Origin of the sequence: Affinundibacterium seohonense, from assembly GCF_014284305.1 — a bacterium.
In the GTDB taxonomy this organism is placed as follows: Bacteria; Pseudomonadota; Gammaproteobacteria; order Burkholderiales; family Burkholderiaceae_D; genus Undibacterium; species Undibacterium seohonense.
Genome location: NZ_JACOFW010000010.1, coordinates 56,745 through 69,548 on the forward strand (window position 1 = coordinate 56,745; position 12,804 = coordinate 69,548).

9 protein-coding genes and 1 pseudogene are annotated in these 12,804 nt (G+C 45.1%); 9 read left to right on the forward strand and 1 reads right to left on the reverse strand.

Translation table 11 applies throughout. The features are described 5' to 3' along the window. Positions 1–583: 583 nt before the first annotated feature. The 9 genes and pseudogenes from H8K52_RS10620 to H8K52_RS10660 all read left to right on the forward strand — a co-directional run bounded on the left by H8K52_RS10620 (position 584) and on the right by H8K52_RS10660 (position 11,830). Positions 584–3,583, forward strand: coding sequence for an EAL domain-containing protein (locus H8K52_RS10620; RefSeq protein ID WP_186922874.1), 3,000 nt, complete (start codon positions 584–586; stop codon positions 3,581–3,583). Next, positions 3,580–4,899, forward strand: coding sequence for an ABC transporter substrate-binding protein (locus tag H8K52_RS10625; RefSeq protein WP_186922875.1), 1,320 nt, complete (start codon positions 3,580–3,582; stop codon positions 4,897–4,899). The genes H8K52_RS10620 and H8K52_RS10625 overlap by 4 nt, the downstream gene beginning before the upstream one ends. 62 nt (positions 4,900–4,961) lie before the next feature. Then, a pseudogene (locus tag H8K52_RS10630) lies at positions 4,962–5,303 on the forward strand (IS3 family transposase); the annotation flags it as partial. A 320-nt stretch (positions 5,304–5,623) separates the two neighbouring features. Beyond that, on the forward strand, positions 5,624–6,661 hold the full coding sequence (recA, locus tag H8K52_RS10635; RefSeq protein ID WP_186922877.1) for a recombinase RecA: 1,038 nt from the start codon (positions 5,624–5,626) through the stop codon (positions 6,659–6,661). A gap of 140 nt (positions 6,662–6,801) precedes the next feature. Beyond that, positions 6,802–7,260 carry a recombination regulator RecX gene (recX, locus tag H8K52_RS10640; protein WP_186922878.1) on the forward strand — a complete coding sequence of 153 codons (459 nt, stop codon included), beginning with the start codon at positions 6,802–6,804 and terminating at the stop codon, positions 7,258–7,260. 578 nt (positions 7,261–7,838) lie between these two features. After that, the gene (gene sucC / locus H8K52_RS10645; protein WP_268977982.1) at positions 7,839–9,023 is read left to right on the forward strand and encodes an ADP-forming succinate--CoA ligase subunit beta; all 1,185 of its coding nucleotides are present in this window, start codon (positions 7,839–7,841) and stop codon (positions 9,021–9,023) included. Positions 9,024–9,041: 18 nt separating this feature from the next. Then, positions 9,042–9,923 carry a succinate--CoA ligase subunit alpha gene (gene sucD, locus H8K52_RS10650; protein ID WP_186922880.1) on the forward strand — a complete coding sequence of 294 codons (882 nt, stop codon included), beginning with the start codon at positions 9,042–9,044 and terminating at the stop codon, positions 9,921–9,923. A gap of 390 nt (positions 9,924–10,313) precedes the next feature. Then, on the forward strand, positions 10,314–11,120 hold the full coding sequence (locus H8K52_RS10655; protein ID WP_186922881.1) for a Stp1/IreP family PP2C-type Ser/Thr phosphatase: 807 nt from the start codon (positions 10,314–10,316) through the stop codon (positions 11,118–11,120). A gap of 128 nt (positions 11,121–11,248) precedes the next feature. Further along, positions 11,249–11,830 (forward strand): FHA domain-containing protein, encoded by a 582-nt coding sequence (locus tag H8K52_RS10660; protein WP_186922882.1) that lies wholly within the window; start codon positions 11,249–11,251, stop codon positions 11,828–11,830. Positions 11,831–11,936: 106 nt separating this feature from the next. Here H8K52_RS10660 and H8K52_RS10665 read toward each other — a convergent pair whose 3' ends face one another. Further along, positions 11,937–12,686: a hypothetical protein gene (locus H8K52_RS10665; protein ID WP_186922883.1), complete on the reverse strand. Its 750-nt coding sequence runs from the start codon at positions 12,684–12,686 to the stop codon at positions 11,937–11,939. Positions 12,687–12,804: the final 118 nt, after the last annotated feature.

Here is a 12,804-nt window from a genome sequence, read left to right on the forward strand (position 1 = left end):
TGATTTTAGTCGAATCAAATACTTACATTAAAACGCTCAAGCCACATTTGAACAAAAAAATTAGCCAACTCAGAATTCCTCATCGTTTTGTTTACTTAATTCTGAGTTCATGAGTACGGCAAGTTTCTTAGGTGTTTTTTCGTCGATGTTTCCCACACAATCAAGTGCCGAGTACGATGCATGTCGATCGATTTTGTGAGAGTGCTTCATTACAGGAAGTGCTAGCTCATTATAGGTAACTCACAGACGAAGCCTGACTCTAATTGCTGGAGGAAGACTACCATCTGTATGAAAGAGTGTTATTTGACTTCTCTCCAGCAGTGGATTTTTCCTAGTTCAGTAGACATGTAATAGTATCTGAAGAGTTAGGGGAAGTCCGGTTCGACACTTTGAACTAAGTTCAATACACAACAGCGGATTAGCTGTACCGCTACAACCACAGTTGTCCACATGAAGCGCTCAGCTACGTCCTCGCTATTCGCTACTGTGATAAGCTATTCTTCGATGTTTGTATCGGAGTGGCACAAGACTTTGTCGGAATTTCACCTGATGATGTTATCTATATTTACGTGGGAAGATTGCAATGACTGCAAACTTGGCTAGCGGCGCGTTGAAGTCGATCTGGAAATATGGGTTTCGATGGCTTTTGCTGCTCTTGTCTGCTGCTGCCGGTGCCGAGCCATCTTCAATACGTGTTGTCACTGACAATAACTACCCTCCTTACGTTGTCCTCGGTGCGAACGGTGTCCCTGAGGGCTACGTTGTTGACTTGTGGCGGCTTTGGGAGCGCAAGACTGGAATTAAGGTTGACTTCAATGCCATACAATGGTCTGAGGCTCAACGCGCCATGCATGATCAACAAGCGGACGTGATCGACATGATTTTCCGCACCCCGGTTCGTGAGCAGTTGTATGACTTTTCAGAGCCCTATGCCACATTACCAGCCAGTATTTATGTAGATAGTTCTATCCATGGTGTAAAAGGCATTGAGTCTGTACGTGGCTTCACCATAGGAGTGCAACGTGGCGATGCCTGTGTGGACACATTAGTCAATCAAGGCGTCACAAGCTTTCTTGCTTTTAAAAATTATGACGACATGTTGAGTGCTGCCAAAGAAGGGCAGATCAAGATGTTCTGCATGGACGACGATCCTGCCAGTTACTATCTTTATCTGCATCGAGCCCAGCTTCGATTTGCACGTGCCTTCAAACTTTACGAAGGGCAATTCCATTGGGCTGTCAACCGTGGTAACAAGGAAACCTATTCGCTCATTCAACGAGGCATGGCGCTCATTACTGCCGCAGAACGCAAGGAATTGCGCGATAAATGGTTTAGCGAGCCGTTTGAGTTCCGCCCTTATTTACGCATAATTCTGATTGTTGTTTTGGCCGCTTTTGGCGTGACCATCGTTGCTGGCCTTTGGATTATGCTACTTCGTCGGGCCGTTAGAGCAAGAACTGCTGAGATTTTGCAAAAGCATGAACAGCTTCAAATAGCAGCCCGCGATTTGCGAAAAGAAGAGGCACTCCTGCGTGCAATTATTGACAGCAGTCCCGATGCGATGTCCCTTAAAAGTCCAGATGGAATCTATCTAGATTGCAATGCACAGATGCTTTCAGCGCTAAACCGATCTAAAGCAGAGGTGATTGGGCAATCTGATGAAGCTATTTTTGAAGACAGAAGCTTGGTACATGCCATACGAGATAATGATCGCGAGGTGCTACGTAACGGCCAGCCGCTTCAATACGAGACCATCATTGCTACCGAAGATGGTTCCAACCGCAATCTTGAGGTTGTTAAAGTGCTTGTTCATGATGCGCAAGGTGCGCCAGCGGGTATTTTAACGGTAGCGCGCGACGTGACCGAACGCCGTCAAATTGAAAGCGAGTTGCGAATATCCGCCGTGGCTTTCGAGGCACACGATGGCATGATGATTATCGATGCCAATGGGGTGATCGAACGTGTCAATTCCTCGTTCGCCCGCATAACTGGCTATCCGCCAGAAGAAGTGGTCGGTCGGACACCTAGCTTTTTGCAGCCAGGATTGCAGCTGCCACAGTTCTATCAAGAAATGTGGAGCACCTTATTGAGTGATGGCTACTGGCAAGGAGAAGTTGTCGACAGGCACAAAGAGGGGCGTTACTACTCCCTACGATTGTCCATTTCCAAGGTGACCGATGCAGAGGGCCAGACCCTTCGCTATGTTGGCAACTTACAAGACATCACAGCAGAAAAGGCTGCACAAGAGCTCGCAGAGCATCGCAGGTTGTTTGATGCTTTGACCGATCTTCCGAATCGATATTTGATTGAGAGGCATATCACCAATGCCCTAAATCAAATCTCAGCAAATCAGAATAGCTGTGCAGTAATGATGATTGACCTTGATTTTTTTCATAAGGTCAACGATTCACTAGGACATGGCATTGGTGATCGTTTGCTTATTGAAATGGCCCAGCGCTTAAGTCATGAAGCACGTGACAGTGATATGGTCGGCCGCTTCGGTGGGGATAATTTCGTTCTCGTCGCGGAGAAACTTGGAGAGGATTCTGAAAGGATCGCTGAAGCAGCACTAGGCCTTGCCGAGACAATCCGTCGGGCACTCGAGATGCCAGTTTTAGTCGAGGGACACCGTATTATATGCACTGCCTCGATTGGAATTGCCTTTCATAACGACGGCCAAGTTGGAAATTCCGAGGCTTTGCTAAGGCAGGCTGAGATAGCGATGTACGAGGCCAAGACGAACGGGCGCAACGCGGTCCGTTTTTTCGAGTCCGTTATGCAGACTGAAATTGATCGACGCCGTCAGATCGAAAACGAATTGCGCGAGGCCATCGACCAGAATCAGTTGGTTCTGTTCTACCAATTACAGGTCAATGAACGCTGCCAACCCATCGGTGCGGAAGCTTTAGTGCGATGGTTTCATCCGCAGCGTGGCATTATTTCCCCAGGAGAATTTATTCCTTTAGCGGAAGAAACTGGATTGATAGAGCCGATTGGTCGCTGGGCGCTGGCGACGGCCTGCCGCCAAATCGCAGAATGGGCACACAACCCAGCAACGTGTGAACTTGTCGTCGCGGTGAACATCAGCCCACGACAATTGAAATCCGCGAACATCGTGGGCGAAGTCATTTCTATCGTCAGGAAAGCAGGTGTTCCGGCTCAAAAATTGAAGCTTGAAATTACCGAGAGTATGGCCATAGACAACCTCAATGATTCCATGGCCAAACTAGAAGCGCTCAAGTCGGCCGGATTTCAGATCTCGCTTGATGACTTCGGAACAGGCAATTCCTCGCTCAATGTGCTGACCAAATTACCCTTGACGCAATTAAAAATTGACAAATCATTTGTTGATAATCTCCCCAACAACCACCGTGACGCTATGGTGGCTCAGACAATCATCAACATGGGGCAAGGTTTGGACTTGCACGTAATAGCAGAAGGCGTTGAGTCCGAGGCACAATTCAATTACTTGCTGGATATTGGTTGCCCAGCCTTTCAGGGCTATTACTTTGGGAAGCCCGTTTCCGCCGACTTGTTCGAGGCACATCTGCGTGAGTTGGAGACAGCGGAGACACAAGCATGAGTGCGGCCACAATCTTTGCCTGCCGGAATGTGATCTTTGCACTGTTTGCCGTGATTGCAATGCCAGTCTCAGCGGTCACGTTGATCGTGGCTACAGTGAACAATCAGCACATGATCCAAATGAGGTCAATGAGTGATGAGTTTGAGCGATCAAATCCGGCGATCAAGATCCGTTGGGTTACGCTGACCGAATCTCAATTGCGACAAGCGGTGAGTAGCAGCATCGCAACAAAAAACCAGCAGTTTGATGTCGTGACAATTGGTACTTACGAGGCGCCAATCTGGGCAAAAAAAGGTTGGCTTAAGCCGCTTCAATTACCGGCGGAAGATCTCGATGACATGCTCCCTAATATCCGGGAAGGGCTCTCACACCAAGGTCAGCTCTATGGCTCACCGATTTACGGCGAAAGTTCAATGCTCTACTACCGCAAGGACCTCTTCGCGCGAGCTAAGTTAGTTATGCCGGCCAAACCTAACTGGTCCGACATTGCACATTTTGCAGCCCAACTGAATGATCCTAAGGGCAACGTGCATGGCATCTGCCTGCGCGCCAAGGCTGGTTGGGGTGAAAATATGACACTCTTGGCGACTATCGTGAATGCGTTTGGTGGCCAGTGGTTCGATATGCGATGGCAGCCGCAATTAAATAGCCAAGCCTGGAAAGATGCATTAGAACTTTATGTCAATTTGTTGCGGCGCTACGGGCCACCGGACGCCGTGAAGCGAGGCTATAACGAAAACCTCTCGCTATTCCAAAGTGGTCGCTGTGCGATCTGGGTTGACGCCACAGTCGCTGCAGGTTTTCTTCTTGATCCCAAACAGAATCGGCTAGCGCATACCGTTGGCTTCGCTCGGGCACCAATTGGTATTACAGATAAGGGATCAAGTTGGCTCTGGGCATGGGCTCTTGCTATCCCCTCCGACATCTCTGATGTTCAAGCAATTGCAGCCCACAAGTTTGTTACATGGGCGAGTTCGAGTGACTATATCAAGCGGGTTGTAGAACTTCGTGGATGGGGGCTTGTACCGTCAGGCACTCGGGCTTCGATCTATGCAAATCGAAATTTTCAGCGAGCAGCGCCGTGGTCAAATCTTGAGCTTGACGCGATTCGCTCGGCGAATCCAAGAAATGCGACCTTGCATCCAAATCCATACCTAGGGATTCAATTCGCTACCATCCCAGAGTTCGTCGCTATTGGTGACCAAGTTGGTCAACTAGTCTCTGAAGCCGTAACAGGGAAAATCAGTGTGGTAGATGTAATGGCGCAAGGACAGCGAATTGCTGAGCGCCAAATGAGGTCAGCCTCACCACCTTGATTCTTTGGGCACACTCGAAATCGACCAATGAGGGGGCGACAAAATCTAGGAGCACTTTTAAAGACGTATTTGCATTCCACTTCCCAACAGGGAAGGCTCATCTATCACACATGATGGACTGTTTCGATGGCATGGTTGTGAGCTGGTCGATTGGTTTAAGCTTAGACGCAGACTTGGTGAATGCAATGTTGAAACCTGCCATCGAGACGGTTGGCAATAATGCTTACAACGCGATCGCCCACTCGGATCGAGATGGTCACTACCGATGGCCAGATGGGATATCACGTGTTGATAACGCTTGTATGATCCGCTCCCCGGATAAGGCCGTCTGTGAATGATTTATTGGAAGACTGAGGGTTGAGATGGTCTATCCGTGCGGTTGGTGTTCGATAACAATTGCACAAATCCGAGCGAGCCAAGCGCAAATAGCATTGTCTAGATGTTTATCAAAGAATTTTGGGACTTGGGTGATTAAGCCAGTGAGTCAAAGTTGCGTGGATATTTTTCTTTGTTTGAGTTTAGATTTAAATGAAAAAAATTCAGAATTAAAAGAATTTCGACAATTTCGACAACATGCACCGAAATACGAAACACATCAATTTTAAAAAAAGTGAAAATCGTGCTTGCCAAAACTACTGATTTTTTATACAGTGTCGTTCATGCAGTGGTTTGAAGCAGCAAATTTACAAAAAACGTAGTCAATTGCACTTACCTGAGAGATATTATGGACGATAGAAAATCTGATAACGGCACCGATAAAAGTAAAGCATTGGCTGCTGCGCTTGCGCAAATTGAGAAACAATTTGGTAAAGGCTCCATCATGCGTCTGGCTGATGGCGCAACGGTTGAAGAAGTTCAAGTGGTCTCCACTGGTTCTTTAGGGCTCGATATTGCACTGGGCGTCGGTGGCTTGCCACGTGGCCGCGTGATCGAAATTTATGGTCCAGAGTCTTCAGGTAAAACAACGATGACTCTGCAAGTGATTGCGGAGATGCAAAAATTAGGTGGTACTTGTGCGTTTATCGATGCGGAACATGCTCTCGATGTCGGCTACGCGCAAAAGCTAGGTGTTAACTTGAATGATCTGTTGATCTCTCAGCCAGATACCGGTGAGCAAGCGTTGGAAATTACAGATGCTTTGGTACGTTCTGGCAGCGTTGATCTGATTGTGATCGACTCTGTTGCAGCCTTAACGCCAAAAGCTGAAATTGAAGGCGATATGGGTGATTCTTTGCCTGGCTTGCAAGCACGTCTGATGTCTCAAGCTCTGCGTAAATTAACGGGTAGTATTAATCGCACTAACACCACAGTGATTTTTATTAATCAAATCCGTATGAAAATTGGTGTGATGTTCGGTAGCCCAGAGACCACGACAGGCGGTAATGCACTCAAATTCTACGCCTCTGTACGTTTAGATATTCGTCGTACTGGATCTATCAAAGCCGGCGATGAAGTGATTGGTAACGAAACCAAAGTCAAAGTCGTGAAGAATAAAGTTGCGCCACCATTCAAAGAAGCGCATTTCGACATTCTTTACGGTGCGGGCACGTCACGCGAAGGCGAGATTCTGGATTTAGGTGCTGATTGCAAGATTGTTGAAAAATCTGGTTCTTGGTATAGCTATAACGGTGAAAAAATTGGTCAAGGTAAGGATAATGCGCGTAATTTCTTGATTGAACGTCCAGCTTTGGCACATGAAATTGAAAACAAAGTGCGTGCGCAATTGGGTGTGCCATTGTTGCCTGCATTAGCTGCAGAATAATAAAACTCCTTCGAGTTTTACTCTAAGTCTTGTATAGATCACGTTAGTCTTGAGTCGATTGCTTGGTAACAAGTGGTCGACTTTTTTTATTTTTTTTCGATATTTGTAATACCGAGCTACAGTGTTTGTAAGTCTTTGACATGATCCGACCTAAACTTAGTATAAAAGCCCGCGCTTTGCGCTACCTCTCTATGCGTGAACACAGCCGTGTTGAGCTGGCTCGCAAGCTTTCCCCTTATGTGGAAGCGGACGATGAATTGAATGCACTTTTAAATTGGCTAGAGGAATCAAAATTTTTATCTGATCAACGCTTCTCAGAAGCCTTAGTGCATAAGCGACAGGCAAGATTCGGTAATCAGAAAATTTTGGCGGAGTTACAAAGTCACAATTTGAGCAAGGACGATTTGTCGAATATTAAGGATGAATTACAAGAATCGGAGATGCAAAGAGCGGTGGATGTCTTATGGCGTAAATTCGCCGCACCGCCTGTTGATCATCATGAAAAGTCGAAACAAATGCATTTCCTAGCGCAACGAGGCTTCTCGAGCCGTGCAATTAGTTATGCCTTGCGCCAATCCCGTGATGATATTGGTGAATAGAGAATTGATTTTTGTTTTCGTAATTGAATTTAGGTCATTTGAGAAAACACAATATCTCGCTGAAAGTCACAAAATTTCGTATTTTCAAATCGTAGTTCCAATAAATTGGCCTAACCAAAAAATAGAATTCATGCTTTAGCTGTGCTAAAATCCACAGGTTTTTTGCAATGCCGCAAGAGCGGCTGTGATCGTAGAAGCTGCGATTACGCACGCAATTGTGGCTTTTTATGTTCGAATTGCCGCTAGCAGGCATGATGCCTCTTTTAAATTGATGACATTCTCTACACCCTCATTGGGGTTCAATTTTCTTATCCCAGCAGATATTTCTAAACTGGGTGATATGGTTTGTGGTCAAATGGATCGTGTTTTTGCTCGTGCTAAGTCGATGCAAACGAAATTTTCCGAAATTACCAGTTAATTAACAGATGAACGTGACTCCCGAATTTGGTTGTCGCGTTTTTTTGTTTGGACTAGTGGTTTTGTATTGCTGACTTAATGAAAATTCGAATACTTTATGCTGTAAAGTGTTGATAGAGTTCTATTTTTTTTGTTTTACTTTTTAACTAATACCTCAGTGTCTGAAGGGAAGTCGTATGAAAATCCATGAGTATCAGGGTAAAGAAATCCTCCGTAAATACGGAGTGACCGTACCGCGCGGTATCCCATGCATGTCCGTTGAAGAAGCAGTCAAAGCTGCTGAAACTTTAGGCGGTCCAGTATGGGTAGTCAAAGCACAAATTCACGCCGGTGGCCGTGGTAAAGGTGGCGGCGTTAAAGTCGCTAAATCCATGGAGCAAGTACGCGAATATGCGGAAGCGATCATGGGTATGCAATTGATCACGCACCAAACAAGTCCAGAAGGTCAAAAAGTACGTCGCTTGTTGATCGAAGAAGGCGCTGACATTAAGAAAGAACTGTATGTAAGTATGGTGACTGATCGTATCAGCCAACGCGTCGTATTGATGGCGTCGTCTGAAGGCGGTATGGATATTGAGGAAGTGGCTGAATCACATCCAGAATTGATCCATTCGATCGCGATCGATCCAACAGCTGGTTTGCAAGATGCTGAAGCAGATGACATCTCCCGCAAAATCGGTGTGCCAGAAGGCTCTATCGAAGACGCACGTGTTCAGTTGAAAGGCTTGTACAAAGCTTTCATGGAAACAGATTGCTCTTTAGCTGAAATCAACCCATTGATTTTGACTGGTTCTGGCAAAGTCATCGCTCTTGATGCTAAGTTCAACTTCGATGCGAACTCTTTGTTCCGTCAACCAGAAATCGTTGCTTACCGCGATTTGGACGAAGAAGATCCAGCTGAAATCGAAGCATCTAAATTTGACCTCGCTTATATTTCCCTCGACGGCAATATCGGTTGCTTGGTTAACGGTGCAGGTTTGGCGATGGCAACCATGGATACGATTAAATTGTTTGGTGGCGAACCAGCAAACTTCTTGGACGTAGGTGGTGGTGCGACAGCAGAGAAAGTCACTGAAGCATTCAAGATTATGTTGAAAAACCCAGGTTTGAAAGCAATCTTGGTCAACATCTTCGGCGGCATCATGCGTTGTGACGTGATCGCAGAAGGCGTTATCACTGCGTCTAAAGCAGTGTCCTTGCAAGTACCTTTGGTGGTACGTATGAAAGGTACAAACGAAGAAATCGGCAAGCAAATGTTGGCTGACTCTGGTTTGCCTATCATCGCTGCAGACACGATGGAAGAAGCGGCGCAGAAGGTTGTTGCCGCTGCTGCCGGTCAAGCTTAATTTTCGCAAGGAATCACTATGTCCATCCTGATTAATAAAGACACTAAAGTCATCACCCAAGGTATCACTGGCAAAACTGGCCAGTTCCATACACGCATGTGCCGCGACTACGCAAACGGTCAAAACTGTTTCGTTGCCGGTGTAAATCCTAAGAAAGCTGGTGAAGATTTCGAAGGCATTCCAATTTACGCGAACGTCTCTGAAGCTAAAGCAGCAACTGGCGCAACTGTTTCTGTTATCTACGTTCCACCAGCAGGTGCAGCAGCTGCAATCTGGGAAGCAGTTGAAGCGGATCTCGATTTGGCGATCTGTATCACTGAAGGCATTCCTGTTCGTGACATGATGATGTTGAAAGACCGCATGGCAAAAGCTGGTAGCAAAACAAAACTGCTCGGCCCTAACTGCCCAGGTTTGATCACACCAGACGAAATCAAGATCGGCATTATGCCAGGTCATATCCACCGTAAAGGTCGTATCGGCGTGGTTTCCCGCTCTGGTACATTGACATACGAAGCGGTTGGTCAATTGACTGCACTCGGTTTGGGTCAATCTTCTGCTGTTGGTATTGGTGGCGATCCAATCAATGGTTTGAAACATATCGACGTCATGCAGATGTTCAACGATGATCCAGATACAGACGCTGTGATCATGATCGGTGAAATCGGTGGTCCAGATGAAGCGAATGCCTCTTACTGGGTACGTGACAATATGAAGAAGCCAGTCGTTGGTTTCATCGCTGGTGTGACTGCGCCTCCAGGCAAACGTATGGGTCATGCTGGTGCTTTGATTTCTGGTGGTGCTGATACTGCGCAAGCAAAATTGGACATCATGGAAGAGTGCGGTATCAAAGCAACTAAAAACCCGTCAGAAATGGCGCGTTTGTTGAAAGCAATGCTGTAATTTCAGGCAGTTTTAGTACAAATAATAAGGGGGCTACGGCCCCCTTATTATTTGTAAAAGAATAAAGCCGTGAGTTGCGATCCGCAGCACCTGGTGCTAGTTGATTGCTGATCGCGCCTTTTGGTTTATTTTCTTCATCGTGCGCATGGCACATCATGAACACCTCATACACGCCAACAATTCTTTCGAAAATGCATTTGTCATCAACTCAAATCCTGATGAAAATCTCGGACAATTGATAGTTGTTGTAGTTGCGCTATTGAAATATCAAAATTTGCTTTCGGCGTTCATAATTCTCTCGGTTAATGGTAAGCTCAATAACAATTGCTGTAAGTTCAGTTTTTGCACCGATTTTCGCTGTTTCTGAGTTCATTTTCGCTAATTTCCTCCATGCATGCACATACCGTTTTGGAATTTGCTAGTCACACTGACACCGGACTGGTCCGTAGTCATAATGAGGACGCGATTGCGATTTATAAAGAAGCTGGTTTAGCCATTTTAGCGGATGGGATGGGCGGCTATAATGCCGGTGAGATTGCAAGTCAAATGAGTGTCGAACTCGTCAGTGAACAGATCCTGCAAAAACAAGGAAATGCGTGGATGCCAAGGATGCCTTGGCAAACGTCAATCTCAGAAAAATGGATACATGACGCGATTGTTTATGCCAATCAAAAAGTGATTGAGCAGGCCAATAAAAATCCCGATAACTTTGGTATGGGAACCACCATCGTTACTGCTTTATGCCACCAAGATAAACTTGTCATTGGACATGTTGGTGACTCGAGGGCTTATTTGTTCCGTGATAATTTTTTAGATCAAATTACCCGCGACCATTCCGTTTTGCAAGCGCAAATTGATGCGGGATTGATTTCACAAGCGGATGCGCATTTGTCTCCAATTAAGAATCTTATTACCAGAGCCGTGGGCTCGCATGAAGAGATTGAAGTTGAAGTACATGATCATCAAATGAAAGTCGGTGATATTTTCGTACTTTGTTCTGACGGCTTGAGTGACATGCTGGATCAGATTGATATACAGATGGTCTTGCGTGACCAGAGCAATGATTTAGATACCTGCTGTAAAACCTTGGTGTATTTAGCCAATAGACAGGGTGGTTTTGATAATATTTCCGTTGTTTTAATACGCGTCAAAGAATTGCATGAGCGTGGCATTATGGAGTATATTTTTGCTAGTTAAATTGCAAGTTAAATTGTAGGCAAGTGATGATGGCAACTCAAAGAGTTGTGAATTGCTTAGTAAAAGTGTTTTGAGTCGGTTTCTTCCCTCTAATTAAGTTTATTTTTTTTGTATTCGGTGGACATATTATGGCGAAAGTTGTGGTGATTTTTAATGGTCAGGTTCAAAAGGAAGTCAATATTGACCGTGCCCGTATGAATATTGGACGTCGACCGGGCAACGATTTAGTGCTTGATCACCTCGCAGTTAGCGGACGTCACGCTGCTATCGATACGACCTCAGAGGGAACATTTATATTGGATTTAGGAAGTACCAACGGTACGGCTGTGAATGGTCAGCCTATTAAAAAGCATCAATTGCAGAATGATGATGTGGTTGAAGTCGGTAAGTATCAATTAAAGTTTGTGGTCGAGGTTGATAATTATCAGATTTCTCCAGATGAAACTTTGAAGGTTGGAAAAATCAAAGTATTAAATGGCGGTAATTCTGGCAAAGAAATGGTTTTATCCAAACCAGTCACGACTTTGGGTAGTCCAGGTATCTTAGTCGTCTCCATTGCACGCGATGGCAATCGATTTAAAATCACGTTTGTAGAAGGAAAAGTTTTTCCAAAGATTAATGGAGAAACGATTGATGCGCGCCCGCGTGTACTAGAGCATGGTGATGAGATCGATTTGTCGGGAACCAAGATGGAATTCCAGCTGAATTAATGTCCTTCCTACACCAGAGAGGTAAGGCTAGCTTCACAAAATTAGCCTTACCGCTTGGATCGTCTACCATCTGCTGCAAACACGGTCTTGGATTTCTAAGACCGCTTTAGTAAATTCCCTGTATTTCGCCATGTTCAGCATCTATTGCTACAAAAAGTTGTTGTTCTTTAATGAGTAGCGAGCAAAAGAGTAGCTTTTGTGTGGGCGCTGCAATTTCTGTTTTGACTTTTTCAAGCGCTTCTTTACGACTCTTATCTAGTGATAGATGCTCTATTGTTTGGCAATTTGCCAGCATTTGAGTTTGAACATTTTTTAGCGGCACGTAATATTGTGGGAAAGTTTGTATCCCTCGGTTCTCCAGACTTGCGAACATCAGTTCATCCCGTTTCTCCTTCGATTCTGGTATTTTTGTGCCGATAAAAATTGGACCCAAAAATGGTACATGTTTGAAACTCGGATCTTCGACTTTATTTAAATCATCAACCTCAATTTCATTCGCTTTTACGAGGGTAAATTCTTTCTCAACAAAAGCAATATAGGCAGGACGTACTGTGTACAATGACCACACCCCATAGCCAAGAAAGAGTAGCTGGCAAATCAAAATAGCAATCACATCAAACTTGAGTGATTTCTTTTTTGGATTAAAGATAATCAACATCACTAATGGACCTAGTACTAAGTCAACCGCTACCAATATTTTCAGAATATCAAAACCATTGGCTGCGAAAAATAATTGTTGGGGATACCAAACTAATTTGACGAAACCGAAAATAAAAATGAGGACGGCAAGACTGGCCAATAAATGTAGCCCTGTCGCTTGGAAACGATTGAGTCTGGATAGATAAGTTGTGGACATAGAGGCCTTCTGAAAATTAAAATTGCTTAAGATCATACCTGTAAGCGGATGGCTATCACATCGGTATATTCTAAGTTTTTTGAAACGTGTTTTGTAAAAATAAATCTGATCATTGTCA

What these genes read in the sequence shown, in the direction of transcription:
- H8K52_RS10620 (WP_186922874.1), top strand. Translation starts at nt 584, where the DNA reads ATGACTGCAAACTTGGCTAGCGGCGCGTTGAAGTCGATCTGGAAATAT.
- H8K52_RS10625 (WP_186922875.1), top strand. Translation starts at nt 3,580, where the DNA reads ATGAGTGCGGCCACAATCTTTGCCTGCCGGAATGTGATCTTTGCACTG.
- recA (WP_186922877.1), top strand. Translation starts at nt 5,624, where the DNA reads ATGGACGATAGAAAATCTGATAACGGCACCGATAAAAGTAAAGCATTG.
- recX (WP_186922878.1), top strand. Translation starts at nt 6,802, where the DNA reads ATGATCCGACCTAAACTTAGTATAAAAGCCCGCGCTTTGCGCTACCTC.
- sucD (WP_186922880.1), top strand. Translation starts at nt 9,042, where the DNA reads ATGTCCATCCTGATTAATAAAGACACTAAAGTCATCACCCAAGGTATC.
- H8K52_RS10655 (WP_186922881.1), top strand. Translation starts at nt 10,314, where the DNA reads ATGCATGCACATACCGTTTTGGAATTTGCTAGTCACACTGACACCGGA.
- H8K52_RS10660 (WP_186922882.1), top strand. Translation starts at nt 11,249, where the DNA reads ATGGCGAAAGTTGTGGTGATTTTTAATGGTCAGGTTCAAAAGGAAGTC.
- H8K52_RS10665 (WP_186922883.1), bottom strand. Translation starts at nt 12,686, where the DNA reads ATGTCCACAACTTATCTATCCAGACTCAATCGTTTCCAAGCGACAGGG.